Raw genomic sequence first — 21,152 nt, forward strand, 5'->3', positions numbered from 1 at the left:
GAGTTCGAAGAAACTTTTATATATTCGAAGAGAACATCTGACACTTTTTAAAACCTATTAACTGTCAGATCAAGTTGTGGCTATTACATTTTAAGATTACTAATTAATCATTGAACTAGAAGGTTAACCGTTTTCGAGTCTTTTTTATTCCATGCTTTGATAATGTAATATCCATTATCGAGCTTTTCTTTGTTAATTTCGAAGTTGTAGGATCTGTTTTTATCAAGTATTCCGTTAAAAATGGATAGTATACGCTTTCCAGTAAGGTTGTACAAAGCTACCGATGCCTCTCCCGTAATGTCTTGCAAAAAGGTTATTGTTGAAGTGTTACGTAAAGGGTTTGGATATACGTTCAAAGAAGTATTAACAGCCTTCAATTCATCCGACGGCTCTATACCCAATGTCATGTTCTCTTCTTTTGAAGCCATCAATCCCTGATTTGGTAAGCTGACTAGCTCTAAACGCCATCTTTGTCCATCAAGCCCTGTGTCATTCCATTGCCCGACGTTTGCGTTATGAGAGCTGCTGTTATATGCTACATCTAGGCACTGTGTGGTTCCCTTATGAACTAGCTTAAAATAGCCATCTGATACATGAACTATATTCCATCGTTGTGCATCACCACCATGATCTAACCACTGTCCAACATCTGCGCCTGGACTTGAAGAATTGTTTGCTACATCAAGGCACAAGCTCGTGTTTTTCCTTTTTAGTTTATAAAACCCGCCTGCTTCTAATGTAATTACCCATTGTTGACCATCGTCTCCGTTCCCGGTGGCCTGTACAACGTCCGCACCCGCTTGACTACTATTATTGTATGAAGCCAAATACTGGTTAGTGCCTTTATGTAGCAACTTATATGTCGCTCCAGAAATGACCTCGCCAACTACTTCCATTTTCCATCTTTGTCCGTCGACGCCGATATCATGCCACTGCCCTACATTGGCGCCAGCAGTACTCGAGTTATTTGCTACATCCAAACATAGAGAGCTTCCTTTACGAACGAGTTTATGGAAGCCATTGGGCTGAGGTTGAATATTCCAACGCTGGCCGTCGAGGCCGGCCTCTGTTGACTGTACCACGTTTGCACCTGCTATAGCACTATTGCCTTCAGAAGATAGCACCTGGTTCGTGTTTTTATGCAGGAGTTTATATGTTCCATCCGTTTGTAATGTGGTCACCCATTTTTGTCCATCGGACCCGTAAGGGTTCCATATTCCAACATTTGCGCCATCAGCGCTACTATTATTCGCTACGTCCAAACACAAAGGTGTCCCTTTACGCGTAATTTTATATGTTAATCCTGAAATAATTGTTCGATTGTTGGCCGGGTCAGCAGCGACGTCGCCCGAAGGCAAAAACAGGTTAGTAGAGGTCGACGCAGGCATGCCAAAAATCGGATTGTCATTAACATCCCACGTTATCTTCTGGATTCGAGTACTTCTCCCTGCCCCGCATTCACCAGCTGGATTAGTAGTTGCATGATAAACAATCCAGTCCTCTAGTCCATCAGGAGATTTAAAGAAATCGCTACCCCCAGGGCCATAAACACCATCATTTGAGGCTTTTGCGAAAACGGGATAATTTAGTTTTGTCCACGATCCGGGATTCATATAGTTTCCATCAGTATTCACTAACATTCCCACCGTATAATCTGAAGAAAAACAAGTAGACGCGGAGTAGGTCAGGAATGTTTTTCCATTCCGTTTAACTGTTGCCGGATTTTCATTTACTGCAGCGCCTACCATTTCCCATCCATAGGTAGGAGCTGAAAGGATGACTTTGTTACCGTTTACTGTCCAGGGATTACTCATAGTAGCGATCGAAATTCTAGTATTCTGATTGGATGACCATAGGTAATAAAGCGATCCATCGTCTTTGACTAAAATATTGGCATCAATTGCTCTGGCATCTTCATTTAATGGAGCTAACTTACCTTTAAATGTATAGGGGCCTAACGGGTCTAGCCCACTACTTTCTAATACATAGTTCCTGTGTATATTATTCAGCGGAGCATCAGCAGCAGAGTAATATAGATACCATCGTTTTTCACCGGGTGCACCATCCGGCTTGTTGAGCAACTTTAGATCTGGCGCCCACATGTAGCAACAGCGATTAGGGGTGCCATCTGTCCAGACTAGGCTTGGTGGCGCAGTCGCAAGACCCGCTATAGTAGCTGATTTAACAATGTCCAATTGATTGCCATTGGTAAAAGTTAAATAATAGAAGCCGTTATAGTAAACCATAGCGGGATCGGCTGCACCGGCCCGGACGGGGTTTTGAAATGTCTGGGCTTGCAAGGGTTTACTACACACAATGAGAAGAGTGATGAAATTTAACAAGATTATACAACCCAAGTTGCTCTTAAGCTGTAACCTTTTCGAAAGGAGTACGATTTGTTTCATAATACATTAGTTTTGAATGGATAGTTGGTTAATTATATTTAGGTACTACATAAATGAGATGTGACGATGTGCCTTGATTCTGTATAGGTTCCCATTTAAGGCTATTGCAGGTAAAGCTCTGAATGCCAGGGCAGATATAATCAACTTTAATTATTATGTTAATCGCTTGTATCCAAAACTAGGGCTTTAAGTTGTTATGAGAGAGCTTTCATCTGCGCTTTAAAGTATTCCACCCGTTTCATTAAGAATTAAGCCTTAATCAGTTAATATAAGCCTTGTGCCTCAGGCCAGTTGTTCAATGTTAGGGGAGTTTAGGCGTATACATCTAATTTATAGTTTCAAGAGGAATATTGTGAAAGCTATACCTTAGCTTCTAATCTAGTCAGCAAGAGATAAACACACCGATAAGATTCTAACTCGTCCTCCTTTCACTTGGCGATAATAAATTATTAACCATAAATTGCGATTTGCGTATATTTGCGGTATCTTGTTGTTTGATAAGCGCTAAAAAGGTCAGATGAGTTGCTGTGGCTAAATCATCGCACTGAATGGTGCCCGATTTGACGAATTTTTAGAGTAGGATACACCAATCAGAAATATTTAACGGGCTATCCACCCATTTTAACATGATGGAGAAGTTAATTGTTCCTTCGCAAGATTATGTTCGGTTTATTGATAAAGGTGAGATTGTACTTTGTAAATCTGACAGTTGTTATACCTGGATCCACTTGGTGGACGGCGAAGAGCTGGTGATCTGTAAATCTTTAACCAAGCTTTCTTTGGAGTTACATTCGACTCATTTTATTAGGGTGAATCAGTCTTTTTTGGTGAATAAGGGTTTTATAAAGCTTATAGATAAAAAAAAGAAACACATTAAATTGATTAATAATACGCAAGTACCCTTTACTATAACCTTGAAAGAACTCCTGCGCCTATTATGTCAATGAATTTAAATTATCTATTTATAGAATATCCCACGGGTTCAGTGTAAATTTTAAATATCAGCAGTAGCTAGTGTTTCTATATAAACCTTTTAATTGCTGCAGAATCTAGTACGGAAATAGTGATGTGGACAGACGTTTGGGTCAATCCTCGTCATTTAGACTAACTCAATGCGAATGATGGTGTATGAAGATCAGGCTTCAGAAGATCGATAGTATTTGTAAATGCGGTTTGTTGCGTTTATTATTGTGTAGTTAAAATTAATAAATGCACCTTTTGGTCGTTGTTAGTACTGGTTTTTCATAGCCATAACTCTCGAATTGTACCAGGCTTCGCTTCTGGGGCAAGTCTATGAGACTTGTCTTATAACATTAAACATTAATTGGATTAATGAACGTAAAAGCGAAGGCGCAGTTTTAACAGAGTTTACTACGAACCACCGGTTTGCGCCGAGGTAATCTTATGCCACGATCATGCATACACTTATCACTCAATGCACGGTTTAAAATTTATAAATATGAATAAAGCTATTTCATCTGCGGCGGTCGCAACAAACCACGGAATTATCAAAGGTGATTCCAGATACCTATCACTAGACGTCTTACGCGGGTTAACGATAGCATTAATGATTGTAGTTAATTCCCCTGGAGACTGGGGTTCTGTCTATGAGCCTCTTAAACATGCTGCATGGCATGGATTTACACTTACTGATCTTGTTTTCCCTACCTTCCTGTTCGTTGTAGGTAATGCAATGAGTTTCAGCCAAGGAAAACTACAGCACCTCACCGAAAGAGTTTTTATCAAAAAAGTTGCTACTCGGACAATCGTTATTTTTTCAATTGGATTCTTGCTAAATGCTTTTCCTTTCGTCTACTGGCCAGAAGAGGGCGTTATTCGCCTGATCGATTTCAGGTATGTCCGGATAATGGGAGTTTTACAACGTATTGCACTATGCTACTTTATAGCGTCGATTGTAATTCGATACCTCAGTGTAAGAAGGTCAATTCTTTTCGCCGTCATTGTCCTTTTTGGTTATTGGGCACTAGCTTATTTTGGGGGTTATCAACCATTACAGTATAGTTTGGAAGGCAATACTTCGAGGAGAGTGGACGATATCATTTTTTTAGATAGAAATTTGTACCACGGATTCGGAATACCTTTTGACCCAGAAGGATTGTTAAGCACTTTGCCGGCAGTAGTAAATGTTATAGCAGGATATTTTACAGGTCTTTTTATCCAAAGACAACTTAGCCCCAGAAGAACATTTTTTAAGCTCATAGTAGCAGGATGTCTTTTAATAAGTGCTGCTTCGTTATGGAATCCTTTTTTTCCTATTAATAAACCTATTTGGACCAGTTCCTATGTGGTTTATACCCTAGGTTGGGATATGTTGATTACAGCGTTTCTGATTGTAATAATAGAAGTAGCTGGCCTCAGAAAGTGGACATATTTTTTTGAAGTATTTGGTAAGAATCCGTTATTTATTTATGCAATTTCTGGCCCATTATTGCATTTAATGGGACTTATTAAGGTAGGTGGGCTAAGCGTATCTTCGTTGGTGTATGAGCAATTGTTCGCAGGTTGGCTGCAGGCGAAAGACGCTTCATTGCTATTTGCGCTATCGTATATGGTTTTGCTTTGGATTATAGCATTTTTGATGCACCTATACAGAGTGTATATAAAGGTTTAGTGGTATCATCCAATATTATGGCTTCGAGTGCCCGAAGGTATTAATTGCTATTTTAATCTGATCTCATAAATCCGTCTAAGCGTTGTCTTTATGTGATAAACTAATAGTCTCCATGTTTCCGGAAACCAACGGAAAAATTGAGCAAGTTAAAGCACTCTAGCAACATTCGACAACAGGTTCAACTATAAAGTTTAGTTTTCTCAGTGTTGAAGAATTCAACCCTATCTCATATAACTTATCTTTAGATATACTATCAATACTAGTAGCATTTATAGATCAACTGGACTCAATTTCAATCTTTAATCTTCTGGTTGAAAGCAGGAAAACAAATTTTTTTACTATAAAAATTTGTTTTACGATTTATTGCGTTTATTATTGCATAAAAAACGCTTAAAAACGCAAATTGGCGTACTCGCCTAAGTAGGAAATGATGGATCAAAGCTTGAACCCGGTTTTATTAAGTGAGTTGGTAATTGTATAGATACAGCGTATGTGGAATCACTGTCAATTACATCATTATTCCTTGATGCGCGGGCTAACTAAATAAAAAACGAGACTATAAAACTGAATGCAATGAAATTTTTAAAAACCAATTTTCTGCTGTTAATAGTTACTGCATTTTTACTTCAAAGTTGTGCGGTACAGCCCTCCCGAACGCAGAGTAGTATAAAATGGACCAAGGAAAAGGCAAACAAATGGTATGCTAAGCAGGGTTGGCTTGCAGGTGCGAATTTTATTCCAAGTACAGCGATTAATCAACTCGAAATGTGGCAGGCAGCATCTTTTGATACAGCTACCATTAACAGAGAATTGGGCCTGGCAGAATCCATCGGAATGAATACCATGCGGGTATATTTACATGATTTGCTCTGGGATCAGGATTCCACCGGATTCGTAAAACGAATGAATACCTTTCTCGAAATTACACAGAGACATAAGATCAAACCCATGTTTGTGTTATTTGATTCTTGCTGGGACCCGTTCCCGAAGCTAGGCACACAACGGTCGCCAACACCATTTGTTCATAATTCCGGTTGGGTTCAAAGTCCTGGGTACGAAGCATTAAAAGATTCGACACAATACCCGCGATTAGAAAGGTATGTAAAAGGCGTAGTCCGAAACTTCCGAAATGACAAACGGGTGTTAGCTTGGGATGTTTGGAACGAACCAGATAATACGAATAACTCCTCTTATGGTAAAAGAGAGTTACCAAACAAGGTACAATACGTATTCCCTTTGTTAAAGAAGACTTTTGAATGGTCAAGGTCAGTCAATCCGAGCCAGCCGCTAACATCAGGAGTGTGGTTGGGAGATTGGTCATCGCCTGAAAAAATGAAAGAGATAGATAAGCTGCAATTAGAAGAGTCGGATATCATTACCTTTCATAATTACGATAGTAGCGAAGAGTTTGAGAAGCGGATAAAGTGGCTGCAGCCGCTTGGAAGGCCAGTTATCTGTACGGAGTATATGGCTCGTGGAAATAGAAGTACATTTCAGGGTTCGATGCCGATAGCAAAGAAGTATAACGTTGGTGTATATAACTGGGGACTGGTGGATGGCAAAACTCAAACGAAGATGCCATGGGACAGCTGGGATAAAAAATATACAGGGGAACCGGTAATCTGGTTTCATGAAATATTTCACACAGATGGTAGGCCTTACCGTCATGAGGAGATCGTACTGATAAAGAAACTTACATCGGATGCGAAGGCTACAAAATAGTAGTGACACATAACATACCTGGAACAAAAAGCTTTTTGATTAGACTCATTAGACAACCAAAGAATGAAACAATTGGCTCTTTTGGCCGGAATGTTTTGCTTGGCTGCATGTAATTTTTCAACGATAAAACAAGATAAGGCCAAGCAGAAGAGGTTGCCTCAGATTTATAAACCAAGTTAAGCCTAAATTCTCAATGAATAATGAAACTCCAAAGAATTAAAGAAGCGATCCTTTTAGTGATTTTTATTGCTGGCGGAAGTATATCCTACGGGCAATCCAAACTAGAAAACCCGGTATTTAACGTTAACTTTCCCGATCCTACGGTTATTCGGGTTGCTGACACTTATTACGCCTATGCAACTAACGGCTCAATAAATGGTAAAAACTATAATATCCCTGTAGCAGTGTCTACCGACTTACAAAATTGGAGCCTTGCAGGAGACGCACTGCCGCAAAAACCAGGTTGGGCAAAAAAGGATTTCTGGGCTCCTCATGTTCTTTATGATGCCGCTATCAAAAAGTATGTGATGTTTTATTCAGGCGAAAAAGGACTGAATATAGGTAAATGCCTGGGTGTTGCTTTTTCAGACAAACCAGAAGGACCATTTGTGGACAAAGGAGAGCCCCTTGTATCTGGGAAAGGATTTGTAAACATTGATCCCTTTGCATTTATTGATCCGAAAAGCGGTAAAAAGCTCTTGTATTGGGGGTCAGGACATGAACCCATTCGGGTTCAGGAACTGTCGGACGATTGGAAAACATTTAAAAATGACAGCAAGCCACAGTTTTTAGTGTTCCCTGGCAAGGAAAAAGACTACGATCAACTGGTAGAAGGAGCATGGATAGATTACCATAAAGGAACATATTATCTGTATTTCTCAGGAGACAACTGCTGTGGGCCGAAAGCAAAATACGCTGTGCTGATCGCCCGCTCAAAATCTGCCTTTGGTCCCTTTATAAGATTGTCAGAAGAAAGGAAGATATCCAGCAGCGTGATTTTACGAAGGGATTCAATCTGGATTGCACCAGGGCATAATTCTATTTTCAAAGATAAAAGGGGCAGTACTTTTACAGCCTATCATGCTATTCCGATTGCAAAAGATTCCTTAAAGCAGGAATACGAAACTCGTGTTATGCTCATAAAACGCGTTAAGTATGAAAATGGCTGGCCGGTTATTAAATAGTGTATTTGAACTATTGAGCTTGATTTAATATCAGTCATCTATACAGGGTGCTGACATTGCAAGGAATTGCACACAGCGATATGATATAATGAGCGGATAAGTACTATAAATAATGCGAATTATATAAAGGTAGAAGCGAAGGTTAGCGCCAAGAATAAATTAATCTTAGGTCAGGATTTAATCACATTGAAAATACAGGATTAACACAACAATTCTTAAATGAAGAAATTACTATTAGTGCTCACATTTTCAATTTATAGTTCTCTCGTATCAGCAGGACTTCGCTTACCTAATTTTTTTGGAGATCATATGGTCTTTCAGCGAAACGTACCAATTGTGATATGGGGATGGACCGATAGCAATGAAGCTGTTTCAGTTCAGTTTGCTGGCCAGGTTGTTCAAACTAAAGCTGATTTAGACGGTGAATGGCGAGTAAGACTGAAATCGATGCCTGCTGGAGGCCCTTATTCATTAAGTGTAAAAGCAAAAGAGGAAATTATTTTAAAAGACATCGTTATTGGGGAAGTATGGTTGTGCTCGGGGCAATCTAATATGGAGTTTCCGTTACATGAAGTTGAGAATGCGCAGGCTGAAATTGCTCAGGCGAATTATTCTAAAATAAGGCACATCGTTGTTCCAAAAGTCATTGCAGATCAACCTAAAGATGATATCGGAAAGTCGTCCTGGCAAATAGCGGATCCCGAACATGCCAGAGACTTCAGCGCTGTGGGGTATTTCTTTGCAGTAGAACTCTATAAGAAGTTAAGAGTTCCAATTGGCTTAATCAATGCGTCTTGGGGAGGTACAAATGTCGAAACTTGGACCAGTACTGTAACTTTGAAAGAAAGTTCGGAGTTTGAAAACCTGTTTCCTCCGGGTTATAAACTCAAAATAGATTCGATTGCAAGTGCAAGAAAAGCATCAATAAATGCAACAATTCAGAAAGTGCAAGGGAGACTGGCTGATTCGAATCGGGTACGGTTATGGAAGGATTTCTCTTTTAATGATGGGCATTGGCCGCTAATGCAGTTGCCTGGAATATGGGAAAGTCAAGCTCTTTCAAAGTTTGATGGAGTTGTGTGGTTCCGAAAAGAAATTTATCTGAACGAAAATGCTGTTGGAGAAGAAGCAGTTTTAAGCCTTTCAAAAATAGACGATTCGGATGAAGTTTATATTAACGGAGTTAAAGTGGGCGGCTTGTCTAACCAATACAATACTACCCGTGTTTACCAGATTAAGCCCGGCACCTTGAGGGTCGGAAAAAATGTTATCGCTGTCAGAGTGGAAGATACCGGTGGTGAAGGTGGAGTTTATGGCAACGATTTGTTCGAGCTAGAATTGGGTAATACTAATATTAAATTAGATGGTCCTTGGCGTTTTCAAGTCGAGTCTGTTAGTTATCTCAACCTCTTTAATAACCCCAATGCTCACCCTTCGCTTTTATTTAATGGGATGATCAGTCCCCTGACCCAGTTCGTGATGAAAGGAGTGGTATGGTACCAGGGTGAAGGAAATACAGACCGGGCTTACCAATATCGGAAGGCATTTCCGTTGTTAATAAACGATTGGAGGAAGCAGTGGGCTATAGGGGATTTTCCCTTTTATTTTGTGCAACTATCCAGCTTCCATGCCAACGGGGGAGACAGCAACAAAGGAAGTGCTTGGGCCGAACTCCGCGAAGCACAACAAATGACACTTTCGCTGCCGCGAACCGGTATGGCTGTAACGACAGATATTGGGAATACTATAGACATTCATCCCAGAAACAAGAGAACTGTAGGAACGCGATTGGCAGCCATAGCGCTGAATAAGACCTACAAGAAGAATACAGCATGTTTAGGCCCACGCTATAAAAGTATGAGAGTTGAAAGTGATCATATTGTGCTTTCCTTTCATCGAAAGGGGGGGAGTTTAAAGGCGGTAAGTGATATTAGCGAGATAAGTGGTTTTGAAATATCAGGCAATGATAGGCAGTTTAGTAAAGCAAGAACATATATTAAAGGCAATAAGGTGATAATATCCTCTGAGAATGTGGCTAGACCTGTGGCTGTCCGTTATGGCTGGGCGGACGATGCAGGTCTGGCAAATTTGTACAATAAGCAAGGTTTTCCAGCTGGACCTTTCCGAACAGATTCATGGAAAGGCATTACCGAAGGAGCGAAATATAACATTAGTGAACTTTAAAAGCTCTGGCCTTGAACTGAATCTGGAGATATTGACATGCTTAAGAGGTTTGCTGCATAGGAACTTGGCATAATATAGATACTCCATTACATCGTTAGTTTAAACCCTTTTTTCGGAAGCTTTGATTAACTCGGAAATTTACCCAAGATCAAGAAACGCATTACTGCCATTATATGAGTACTATTCAATTACCTTTCTTGAATGAAACGATAGAAATTAATCGAGAAACAATAGCTGATTTTCGAACGGATGGTCATATTCAGATAAGGTCTGTTTTGGGGAAAGAGGAGGTGAACAGTTATCGTGAAGTAATTAGGAACGCAGCATATAAGTATAATACCGAAAAGCGTAGGCTGGAAGAGCGAGACACTTACGGCAAAGCTTTTTTGCAAATCATGAATTTGTGGGAGGTAGATGAGCAGGTTCGGCTTTTTACTCTGGCTAAACGGTTTGGGAAAATAGCAGCTGATTTGCTCGGGGTAAAGAATGTAAGACTTTATCACGACCAGGCTTTATATAAAGAACCAGGAGGTGGTTTTACTCCCTGGCATCAAGATCAATATTATTGGCCTCTGGATACAAATAATACCATAACGATGTGGATGCCGCTTGTGGATATTACCGCCGAAGCTGGAATGCTCACTTTCGCTTCCGAATCACATACTCATGGCTTTATTGAAAATCTGGCAATTTCTGATGACTCTGAGCTTCGGCTGGAAAAGTATATAAATGAAAATGGATTTAGCATTACACGCCCTAAGGTAATGCTTGCCGGTGATGCAAGTTTTCACTATGGGTGGACTTTACATTCTGCTCCTGCTAATATCTCCCGCGTAACGAGAGAGGTGATGACAATAATTTTTTTCGCTGATGGAGCACATGTAACAGAACCTAAAAGCGATCATCAGGAGAATGATCGACAGCGTTGGCTTAACGGGATTGCGCCAGGGGCTTTAGCCGCATCTAGATTGAATCCGCTAATCTTGTAAATTGCATCCATCGAATATTTAAAAATATAATTTCCGAAAGGTGACGATAATGTTTGCTCTTGGCCAATTCAAAGTAATTCCCTTTATGGCTGTAAAATAAATTAATAATTTTTTTGAATTTGCGGTTATTTGCGTGTATAATTGTATATGTTTTTGACAATAAACGCAGTTTGATAGTGTTGCCTTCTCTTTGGGGAAGCCCTTCCCCTCATTTGGTTATAATTGGTTAAAGCACGGGCTCTCCGTGCTTTTTTATAAAGTTTGAACCTGACGGGAATGAGAGTTGCTAACGTATCGTTCGTTTAATTGGGTAGGGCGTCTGGAAATATCAGTTCCTGAGCCGCTGGCAAGAACTTAGAAAGAAATCACAGAGGAAGAAATTGCTATACAAAGTTTATGGAATACACTAAAGAAGAGTTAGAGGACTTAAAAAATTTTTACAAGAATCAATTGCTTCAGGATACACTGCCTTTTTGGTTTCCAAGATCTTTTGATAAGGTGCATGGTGGCTATTTGTTGATGCGCGACAGGGACGGTACCCTTCTAGACGATGATAAAGCTGTATGGATACAGGGAAGAGCTGCATGGTTATTGGCTACATTGTATAATACAGTAGATGCCAAACAGGAGTGGCTTGATGGTTCAAAACTTGGCATTGATTTCTTGGAGAAACATTGTTTTGATTTGGATGAGAGGATGTTTTTCCACGTCGCAAGAGACGGAAGTCCTATACGGAAGAGGCGATATTTTTACTCCGAAACATTTACTGTTATAGCAATGGCTGCCTACGCTAAAGCGAGTGGTAGTGAAAGAGTTGCTGACCGTGCTAGAAGGCTCTTTGGTAAATGTCTTGAGTATTCAGCTGATTTATCACTATTGCCCCCGAAATTTACAGGTTACCGTCCATCTAAAGCGATAGGCGTTCCGATGATTATGATTAATACAGCTCAGCAGCTCCGCGAGACAATAGGGGACCCTAGGTGCGACGAGGCTATATCGAAGTGGATTAAGGAAATTGAGCAAGATTTCGTTAAAGATGACATCAAATGCGTTATGGAACAAGTAGCCCCCGATGGTGCTATTATTGATCATTTTGACGGGAGGATGATAACGCCAGGACATGCTATTGAAGCTGCATGGTTTATATTTAATGAGGCAAAATACCGAAACAACGATCCTCATCTTGTTGGTTTGGGGTGCAGAATAATAGATTATATGTGGGAGCGAGGCTGGGATAATGAGTATGGAGGGATTTATTATTTTAGAGACGTCTACAATAAGCCTGTGCAGGAATACTATCAGGATATGAAGTTTTGGTGGCCTCACAATGAGTTCATCATTGCGACATTGATGGCCTATTTACTTACTGGAGAGCCTAAATATGCAAGCTGGCATCGAATGGTTCACGACTATTCCTACAATCATTTTCACGATAAAAAGAATGGTGAATGGTTTGGCTACTTGCATCGTGATGGCTCTATTGCGCAAACTGCGAAAGGGAATCTATTTAAAGGCCCATTCCATTTGCCAAGGCAAGAATGGCACTGCTGGAAGATGCTTGAAGACATTTAACTGTCTTCATGGTACTCCTGCCGAATAAAAGCCGCGCCTTATTGTCCGTTCAATTGCGCAGATTAATTAATGCACCTAGCACAAAAGCGAGAATAGCTCCCGGTGGATTCATTTTATCACCACTTAACGATTGCCAGTCAATCTAGAAGACGTATTATTTCAATAGCCCGATTTTTTGCTTCTGCACATCGATTTCTTCCTCTCCGATCTAAAGACACAAATTTTAGTCAAAAGCGTAGCAGGAATTACAATCAGCAGAAGGTTGCGGCTAATTTAACTTAATAGGCTTTAAAAGGGCCAAGTATATTCGAACGATACAATGCCAGAAGTGTAGGAGATCGCGGTGATAGTAGTTGACAAAAAAATTACTGAACTGGAATCTTGTCTCTCGCCATTGGAGTAATCAATCAACTTATGTATGTGATAGCCTGATGTCAAGTGGAAATTCCATTAGCAGTTTTCTGCGGTTTTGCTCGATTTGCGGGAGGATAAGTTGTATTGAGGGTAACGTCCTCTAAATCATGTTAAAATAAATTTGGAATTTAAATTATTTGCGTTTATAATTGTTTATTGCTAATCTCAAAAACGCAATAACAAATAAACCATAAACTAGTATATATGATGAGACTACTATCTTTTTATTTATTCGTTCCGCTTCTACTGTTAGGTGCGGGAAACGTTCGGGGGGGCGCGCGTTCTAATTTCAATGGCATTGGTTATTTAAATCGGCTGCACACAGGAGATAAAATCGTGCTTCGTTCTGTCTCGTGGGTTCTTAAAGGTATTGTGGTAGACGAGAACAATGAACGTCTGCCGGGCGCCACCGTGCGCTTGGTGGGAAGTGCTAGTGTGGCCACAACTAACGGGGACGGAGAGTTCATAATAGAAATCAGCAATGAGAACGACTCTTTATCTATTGCTTTTATCGGCTATAAAACCAAAACGGTACGAGCAGGAAGTGAAAGAACAATCACAGTGAAGTTAGAGCCGGACATTGAAGGTCAAAAGCTTAGTGAAGTTCAGGTTATTGGTTATGGAACTCAGAAAAAGACCACTATGGTAGGTTCTGTAGCGTCCGTTTCGGTTAAGGAGCTTCAAAAGTTTTCCACCCCTTCCTTGAGTAATAGTATCGGAGGTAAATTACCAGGTGTTATAACACGCCAAGCCTCAGGAGAGCCTGGGTATGATGCCGCTGCTATTTATATTCGTGGGATGGTTTCTCAGGCTGGTGAGAGGAGGCCGTTAATCATCGTCGATGGCGTTGAACGTGAGCTAAACAATTATTGGAATACCATCAATGTGCAAGAAATAGAGTCTTTTTCTGTTCTGAAGGATGCTACTGCCACTGCTGTTTATGGGAGTAGGGGAGCAAATGGAGTGATTATGATTACCACAAAGAGAGGAGCTCTAGGTAAGCCAAAGGTTACATTCAGGAGCGAAACTGCCGTGTTGTCAGCGATACGGATAACAGACAACGTGGATAGTTACGAATATGCTTCATTAATGAACGAGGCGAGTGTAAATACGGGAGGAGCGCCGGTATATAGCGATGCTCAATTGGAAAAATACAGGAATGGTTCAGATCCCTACCTATATCCAAATGTAAACTGGAACGATGTAGTGCTCAATAGGCGGGCCTTGCAAACTATAAACAATCTAGGAATCTCAGGTGGAAGTGAGTCGATAAAGTATTATGCCAATCTTGCTTTCACATTACAAGAGGGTAATTATAATGAAGATGGAAGCATTCCTTACAAAACAAACGCTGCATTGAAGAAATATAACTTCCGATCCAATGTTGATATTAGCTTAACTAAAAATCTTTCTGTAGATCTAGGGGTGTCTGGCATCATACAAAACCTCAATCTTCCAGGCGAATCGGCAGCAAGAATTTTCGAGCGACTGAAGTTAATCACACCTCTCTCCATGCCTTTAACTAATCCCAATGGAAGTATACCAGGAAACACCGGGGATTTGGTGTTGAACCCCTATTCCCTTGCAACCCAAACAGGCTATACTCGCCAATTCTATAACACTCTCGTTAGTAATTTAGGCGCGAGATGGAATTTGTCATCTGTGACAGAAGGATTATCTTTAAGGGGATTGGCTGCTTTTGATGTTGTTGACATAACGCAGAATATTCGCAATAGGACTCCATCAACCTTTCTTTACAGCAAAAATTCGCTCGGTGAAGATGTCTACCAGCCTTTGGTTAATGAAACACCTTTAGGGCTCAGGAACTTGTTTGAAAGTTATAGAACGATCTATGCAGAAGCAGCAGCCAATTATGATCGCACATTTGGCAAGCATGGTGTTTCTGGCCTATTGTTAGCTCAAAGGAGGGAGTATGTAGACGTCGCCACGCAGAATTCAATAGCAAATTTACCGGAAAGAAGGCAAGGGCTTGTTGGCCGGTTCACGTATAATTTTGATTCTAAATACCTTCTTGAATTAAATGCAGCATACAATGGTTCGGAGAACTTTCCCAAGGGGAAACAATATGGTTTCTTCCCTTCTATTGGCGCCGGTTGGCTTATATCCAACGAGGGCTTCTGGAATAGTAATGTTGTCAATTCTCTAAAACTTCGAGGATCCTATGGACGTGTTGGAAACGACAGGATTGGTGGAGCTAGATTTTTATTCCAGACGATTGTGGAAAAAAATGGCCCAGGCTATGACTACGGACTAGGCTATAATAATGGCATTGGAGGAATTGTTGAATCCAGAATTGGAAACCAAGATGTAACCTGGGAGCTTGCAAAGAAATCTAACATAGGCCTAGATTTAGGGTTGTTTAATAATAGAATTTCCTTAACGGCTGATTTATTTCATGAACGCAGGGAAGATCAGCTGTTACAAAGGGTTTCTATACCCGTGTATACAGGTTATCCAAGTAGTACAGTTCCATTTGGAAACGTGGGTATATCGACCAACAAAGGGGTTGATGCTGGCTTGCAAATAAGAAATACAACAAAGAAAGGATTTTATTATTCTTTTCTGGGCAACTTCACCTTTGCTAAAAATAACATAGTAGAAAACGACATTCCCTCTCCTCTTTATCCGCAGCAGGAGTTGCGCGGGAATGTAATAGGTGCAAATTTGGGGTACGTTGCTTTGGGTTTCTTTAAGGATCAGGCGGACATTGATGCCAGCCCCAAACAGACCGAACTAATGTCTATTATCCGGCCAGGCGATGTTAAATATAAAGATCAGAATGGCGACGGCCTTATAAATAATGCAGATCGGGTTATTATAGGGAAGTACGGAGCTGATCCACAAATCATGTATGGTTTCGGAACCACTCTTGGCTGGAGAGGAATTGACTTTACTATCTTTTTTACCGGAGCCGCGCGTAGGGACTTCTTTTTTAACGACAGGAACTTTTCCATGTGGGCGTTTCAGCACGGTCTGGGGACTTACAACGTGAACCAGGAGTATTATGATAATCGATGGGTGCCGGGTGCCGATAACACCAACGCAAAATATCCGGCGGTGGTGCCTGGAAGTACCAATAATTACATTATCTCTAGCTTATGGCAAAGAAGCGGTAACTATCTAAAAATAAAGAATGCTGAAATCGGCTATTCATTACCAAAAAGTATAACCAGAAGGGCAGCAATCAACACTGCAAGGTTATTTGTTCAGGGGACTAATCTCGCAATATGGGATAAAATAAAGATCATCGATCCTGAGTCCGATTTCGGTACAGGCGGCTATCCAACCACGAGCAACCTGAATTTTGGTCTAGAAGTTAATTTTTAATAGTTAATATCCAATATATGAAACCCATAATAATTTTATTTATCCTTTCTATTCTGCTTAATACTGCATGTAAGAAAGGTTACCTCGATAAAACACCAGACGGTGATTTGACTATTGATCAGGTTTTTCAAAATCGCGAGTACACCGAGCGCTTTTTGGCTAATGTATATTCTGCTCTCCCTCGGGAGCTAGTACTCCCAGATAATCTTAGTAACCCCCTGCCAAACCCATTTATGGGGGCTTCGGACGAGCTGGAAATGTCTTATGAGCCGTCGTTTAGTAACAATTTAAATTCAGGAACTTGGAACCAGTCCACCTATACCCACGATGCGTGGTCACACTACTATATTGCATTAAGAAAGGCAAATGTGTTTATCGAAAACATTGATAAGCTTCCGGTAGGGGGATTGGTAACAGAAGAATTAAAACAAAGATGGAAAGCTGAAGCAATTTTCCTTCGCGCGTTTTATCATTTTTTGCTTATAAGATTGTATGGTCCTGTTCCTATTATGGATAAAAGTGTATCATTAGGTGCTGATTATAATAGTATAACCCGTCAGCCGATTGATAAATGCGTAGCTTTTATAGTAGATAATTGTGATGCCGCGCTAGCTGCACTACCAGCGAAGTGGATTGCAGGGAGCAATGCTGGCGAATTTGGCCGACCGACCAAAGCGTCAGCTTTGGCTTTGAAATCAAGGGTTTTGCTTTATATGGCAAGTCCCTTATGGAATGGAAATCCCGATGTTGCGAATCTGTCAAATAAAGACGGAGTAAAACTGTTTCCTGCTTTCTCGGCAGACCGTTGGAAAGCTGCTGCTGATGCGGCTAGAGAGTGTATTGTTCAGTCAGAATCTGCTGGTTATAAACTGTATAGATCTGCAGGTAACGACCCAGTTGCAAATTATCAAGAAACGTTTTATATTGACTACAATGACGAAGTCCTTTTTGCCCGGCCGCATGCTGGCTATTATGATTTTGATATTTATAGTGAGCCAAGAGGCATGCCGGGGATCGGGTTTAGTCTGAACTCACCAACTCAGGAGATTGTTGATGAATATGAAATGGCAGCTACCGGGCAGCGTCCTATTTTGGGATACAATGCTGATAAGTCACCGATCATTAATCCCGGATCAGGATACGTTGAGACTGGCAACACGGCGACTGAGACTAGCTACTACGTCGCTGGTACACGTAATATGTACGTAGGCAGAGATCCGCGGTTTTATGCAAGTATTATGTTTACCGGCGCAAAGTTTAAATGGGATGCTCCTCATAATAGGACCACTCCTTTGGAGTTTTGGAAAGGAGGGCTAGATGGACGACCCACAAATAATCAAGGTAATTATAGCGAAACCGGATACCTTTTAAAGAAGCTGACGCATCCTGCATATCAAAGGATCGGCCATTCAGGTCCGCACAGGAACTGGATATTCTTTCGTCTAGGCGAGCAATACCTCAATTATGCGGAAGCTCTTAATGAAGCCGAGGGACCTATCGCTGATGTATATAAGTATATTAACCTTATACGAAGAAGAGTAAATATGCCAGATTTACCCTCGGGACTATCAAAAGAAGCTATGAGAGATGCCATAAGGCATGAACGGAGGATAGAGCTTGCATTTGAAACGCACCGGTTTTTTGACACCCACCGCTGGAAGATTGCAGAGGTTACCGATAATACGTTTATTCACGGACTGCAGGTTGATTTTCTATACCCAGGCAATATTCCATTCACAATGTCAGACAATGCGTTTTATGTAAGAACTCCGGTTGAAAAGAGGGTGTTTGATAAGAAACATTACTTATGGCCAATCCCACTTTATGAGTTAGAGAAAAACAAGAATCTTGTTCAAAATCCGGGGTGGTAATTTGTGATTGATTAATTGCTGCAAGAGGTTTCTCTTGCAGTAATTACTTCAATGGTTATTGACTATCACATTCTTCGGATTCAATCTTTGTTTGAAACATAAAGATATTTAGAAAGAGCTAATACAATTATGAAATATCAAGATGTCCATCTTCATTCCCAATCAGCTTATGTGGATTTGTCCGGGATTTTAGGCGAAAAGGCGCCAAGCGGCCCATAATACATATAATTGTTTGCCGGATGGCGAGTTTAGTTACTTGGCCTCAACAAAAGCTGCTCGTTATATTTTCTCTCGCTATGAAAAAGTGCTCGGCAAATACCTTTTCAAATATTTTAGTCTTGCCGCTGAAAGAGTATTCTCCTTTTAACAGGCGGCTTAAATAACAGAAATAGTTAGCAAGTCACTTTAGCTTATTTCGCGTAAGCTACTACTGAAATGCATTTACTTCTTTACTAGTTTAGATTCAATGGTAATTTATAAAGTCTTTATGTTACAGCTTCGAACAGCTGCGATTGCAATGTTATGTTGTGGTTCAGTTTTTGGTCAAAGTAGCCCCCACTCAATTATCCCAGAGCCATCTTTAATCCAACTTTCAAAAGGCAATTTCAATCTAGCACCGAATGTCGCTTTATATTATAATGACGCAGAAGCGAAGAAGAGTGCTGAGTTATTTAGGGAGTTTGTTTTAATCAGGTGTGGGTTCAAACTAAAACTTATTAATTCTAACAAAATCAGGTCGAACTCGATTAGCTTTCGTCACGACATATCGGCGAAGGAGCAAGCATATGAACTTACTGTTGAAAAGGATCGGATTAAGCTGGCGGGCAAATCTAATGGACTATTCTATGGAGTCCAGACCTTGCAACAACTTATTCCTTTAAGAAAAGGTTCAAACGAAATCCATATACCCGTTGTAAGTATCCAAGATTCGCCACGCTTTGACTATCGTGGTCTGATGTTAGATGTAAGCAGACACTTTTTTTCGGTTCCTTATCTAAAGAGGTTCTTAGATGTTATGGCTCATTTCAAGATGAATAAATTTCACTGGCACTTAACCGATGATCAAGGGTGGAGAATGGAAATCAAAAGGTATCCGAAATTGCAGACGGTTGCTGCATGGCGTGAACCAACCGAAATGGAAAAAAACTCTCCTTATGTAAAAGACCGGCGTTACGGCGGGTTTTATACACAGAGCGAGTTGAAGGAGGTAATTGCTTATGCTGCAAAACGGCACATTACAGTGATTCCAGAAATTGAAATGCCAGGCCACTCGTCGGCCGCTTTAACGGCTTATCCTAAATTAGGCTGCACTGGGGGGCCTTATACCGTGCAGAAACAAGGAGGAGTTTATAAAGACGTTTACTGTGGGGGAAAGGATTTGACATTTGAATTTTTACAAAATGTATTATCGGAGGTGATAGACGTGTTTCCGAGCGAATATATCCACATAGGAGGGGACGAAACACCGAAAGATAACTGGATTAAATGCCCTCATTGTCAGAGCCGAATAAAAAGAGAGGGTCTTAAGGACGAGCATGAGCTTCAAAGCTATTTTGTACAGCGCATCGAAAAGTTTGTGAACAGCAAGGGGCGCAAGATAATTGGCTGGGACGAAATACTGGAGGGCGGGCTCGCACCTAATGCAACAGTAATGAGTTGGCGCGGAGAAAGTGGAGGAATCGCTGCAGCAAGGCAAAAACATGATGCGATAATGAGCCCCTATACCTTTCTGTATTTCGATTATTACCAAAGCAATTTTAAATCCGAACCCCCAGCTTTTCCCGCTCTTTTGCCGCTACAAACAGTTTATGGGTACGAGCCATTGTCTGAATCTTTAAGAGATGATGAGCATAAATATATTAAAGGAGTACAGGGAAATACCTGGACTGAAATGATAGTAGATGAGAAGCATGTCGATTACATGGTATATCCAAGGGCATTAGCAGCGTCAGAAATTGGGTGGTCTGCTCCCAGTAAAAAAGACTACACAAAATTTTTGCAGAAGTTATCTATCCGACTTGCCGACCTCGATGCTAGGCAAGTCAGCTTCCGGATCCCAGAGCCAGAAGACTTAAGAGATTCGGTTACTACCCAAGAGCAACTTGAGCTAGACTTCAAGCCTTCAGTGCAAGACGCCATAGTGTATTATACGCTGGATGGCACAGACCCCAGTCCGATGAGTAAAAGATGTGGTCCATTCCGGATTTCTTTAGTTGACAACGAACCCGTTATAATAAAGGCGATGACGGTGCTTCAATCTGGGAGACAAAGTCGAGTTTATTCAGCTAGCTATACTAAGAAGGCTTACAAAGCAGCCACACCGACATCAACGGTAACCAAGGGACTGGCCTTTAAATCGAAATTCGGAATCGTACAGAATGCGAAAGAAATAAATATTTCCAGGCCTGACACAAGTGGCATTGCAAGTTCATTTTCGACTATTCCCTTTGGTGAAAGAACCAAGTTTTACGTTCAATATGAAGGTTATTTGCATGCAGATGAAGATGCTGTGTACAAATTCAAGGTCAAATCCGACGACGGCGCAGTTTTATACTTAGACGACGAAATAACGGTAGACAACGACGGAGAGCATGGGCCGGTTGAGAAGCAGGGAGTAGCCCCACTCCGCAAAGGTTACCATAAAATTAGACTTCAATATTTTGACTCTGGAGGCGGGAAGCATCTGAGTGTGTCAGTGGAGAAAAATGGGAAGCCTTATTCGATAGGTGAAAGATTATTTCATTAAGCAGCTTTAATTTAAATCAAATGCCGTTCGCGGCAGGTAGCAGGTAAGGAGACTTTCCAAATGCCGATTTGAATGGATATATCCT

Annotated in this window: 11 protein-coding genes; 10 read left to right on the plus strand and 1 reads right to left on the minus strand. The window is 40.8% G+C overall.

From position 1 onward, the window contains the following. Positions 1-107 precede the first annotated feature (107 nt). Entirely contained in the window at positions 108-2,405 is a 2,298-nt protein-coding gene (locus J3P43_RS19175; protein ID WP_255905537.1) for a family 43 glycosylhydrolase, read from the minus strand. 629 nt (positions 2,406-3,034) lie between these two features. Here J3P43_RS19175 and J3P43_RS19735 point away from each other — a divergent pair. The 10 genes from J3P43_RS19735 to J3P43_RS19220 all read left to right on the plus strand — a co-directional run bounded on the left by J3P43_RS19735 (position 3,035) and on the right by J3P43_RS19220 (position 21,067). After that, entirely contained in the window at positions 3,035-3,352 is a 318-nt protein-coding gene (locus J3P43_RS19735) for a LytTR family transcriptional regulator DNA-binding domain-containing protein (RefSeq protein ID WP_369414815.1), read from the plus strand. A 512-nt stretch (positions 3,353-3,864) separates the two neighbouring features. Then, positions 3,865-5,037 carry an acyltransferase family protein gene (locus J3P43_RS19180; protein ID WP_255905539.1) on the plus strand — a complete coding sequence of 391 codons (1,173 nt, stop codon included), beginning with the start codon at positions 3,865-3,867 and terminating at the stop codon, positions 5,035-5,037. 573 nt (positions 5,038-5,610) lie between these two features. Then, on the plus strand, positions 5,611-6,759 hold the full coding sequence (locus J3P43_RS19185; RefSeq protein ID WP_255905541.1) for a cellulase family glycosylhydrolase: 1,149 nt from the start codon (positions 5,611-5,613) through the stop codon (positions 6,757-6,759). Between the two features lie 200 nt (positions 6,760-6,959). After that, the gene (locus tag J3P43_RS19190) at positions 6,960-7,943 is read left to right on the plus strand and encodes a glycoside hydrolase family 43 protein (RefSeq protein WP_255905543.1); all 984 of its coding nucleotides are present in this window, start codon (positions 6,960-6,962) and stop codon (positions 7,941-7,943) included. 219 nt (positions 7,944-8,162) lie between these two features. After that, complete coding sequence (locus J3P43_RS19195) at positions 8,163-10,127, plus strand: sialate O-acetylesterase (RefSeq protein ID WP_255905545.1); 1,965 nt, start codon at positions 8,163-8,165, stop codon at positions 10,125-10,127. Between the two features lie 173 nt (positions 10,128-10,300). After that, entirely contained in the window at positions 10,301-11,116 is an 816-nt protein-coding gene (locus J3P43_RS19200; RefSeq protein WP_255905547.1) for a phytanoyl-CoA dioxygenase family protein, read from the plus strand. Between the two features lie 396 nt (positions 11,117-11,512). After that, positions 11,513-12,688 (plus strand): AGE family epimerase/isomerase, encoded by a 1,176-nt coding sequence (locus tag J3P43_RS19205; protein WP_255905549.1) that lies wholly within the window; start codon positions 11,513-11,515, stop codon positions 12,686-12,688. A gap of 618 nt (positions 12,689-13,306) precedes the next feature. Continuing rightward, complete coding sequence (locus J3P43_RS19210; RefSeq protein ID WP_255905551.1) at positions 13,307-16,450, plus strand: SusC/RagA family TonB-linked outer membrane protein; 3,144 nt, start codon at positions 13,307-13,309, stop codon at positions 16,448-16,450. Positions 16,451-16,467: 17 nt separating this feature from the next. Beyond that, a complete protein-coding gene (locus J3P43_RS19215) occupies positions 16,468-18,321 on the plus strand; it encodes a RagB/SusD family nutrient uptake outer membrane protein (protein WP_255905553.1) in 1,854 nt (617 codons plus the stop codon). Positions 18,322-18,838: 517 nt separating this feature from the next. Beyond that, positions 18,839-21,067, plus strand: a complete 2,229-nt coding sequence (locus J3P43_RS19220; protein WP_255905612.1) for a family 20 glycosylhydrolase — start codon at positions 18,839-18,841, stop codon at positions 21,065-21,067. The last annotated feature ends 85 nt before the right edge of the window (positions 21,068-21,152 follow it).

Origin of the sequence: Paradesertivirga mongoliensis, assembly GCF_024436395.1 — a bacterium.
In the GTDB taxonomy this organism is placed as follows: domain Bacteria; phylum Bacteroidota; class Bacteroidia; order Sphingobacteriales; family Sphingobacteriaceae; genus Paradesertivirga; species Paradesertivirga mongoliensis.

Excerpts from the sequence above, each read along its gene's own strand:
- J3P43_RS19175 (WP_255905537.1), bottom strand. The coding sequence starts at position 2,405 with ATGAAACAAATCGTACTCCTTTCGAAAAGGTTACAGCTTAAGAGCAAC.
- J3P43_RS19735 (WP_369414815.1), top strand. The coding sequence starts at position 3,035 with ATGGAGAAGTTAATTGTTCCTTCGCAAGATTATGTTCGGTTTATTGAT.
- J3P43_RS19180 (WP_255905539.1), top strand. The coding sequence starts at position 3,865 with ATGAATAAAGCTATTTCATCTGCGGCGGTCGCAACAAACCACGGAATT.
- J3P43_RS19185 (WP_255905541.1), top strand. The coding sequence starts at position 5,611 with ATGAAATTTTTAAAAACCAATTTTCTGCTGTTAATAGTTACTGCATTT.
- J3P43_RS19190 (WP_255905543.1), top strand. The coding sequence starts at position 6,960 with ATGAAACTCCAAAGAATTAAAGAAGCGATCCTTTTAGTGATTTTTATT.
- J3P43_RS19195 (WP_255905545.1), top strand. The coding sequence starts at position 8,163 with ATGAAGAAATTACTATTAGTGCTCACATTTTCAATTTATAGTTCTCTC.
- J3P43_RS19200 (WP_255905547.1), top strand. The coding sequence starts at position 10,301 with ATGAGTACTATTCAATTACCTTTCTTGAATGAAACGATAGAAATTAAT.
- J3P43_RS19205 (WP_255905549.1), top strand. The coding sequence starts at position 11,513 with ATGGAATACACTAAAGAAGAGTTAGAGGACTTAAAAAATTTTTACAAG.
- J3P43_RS19210 (WP_255905551.1), top strand. The coding sequence starts at position 13,307 with ATGATGAGACTACTATCTTTTTATTTATTCGTTCCGCTTCTACTGTTA.
- J3P43_RS19215 (WP_255905553.1), top strand. The coding sequence starts at position 16,468 with ATGAAACCCATAATAATTTTATTTATCCTTTCTATTCTGCTTAATACT.
- J3P43_RS19220 (WP_255905612.1), top strand. The coding sequence starts at position 18,839 with ATGTTATGTTGTGGTTCAGTTTTTGGTCAAAGTAGCCCCCACTCAATT.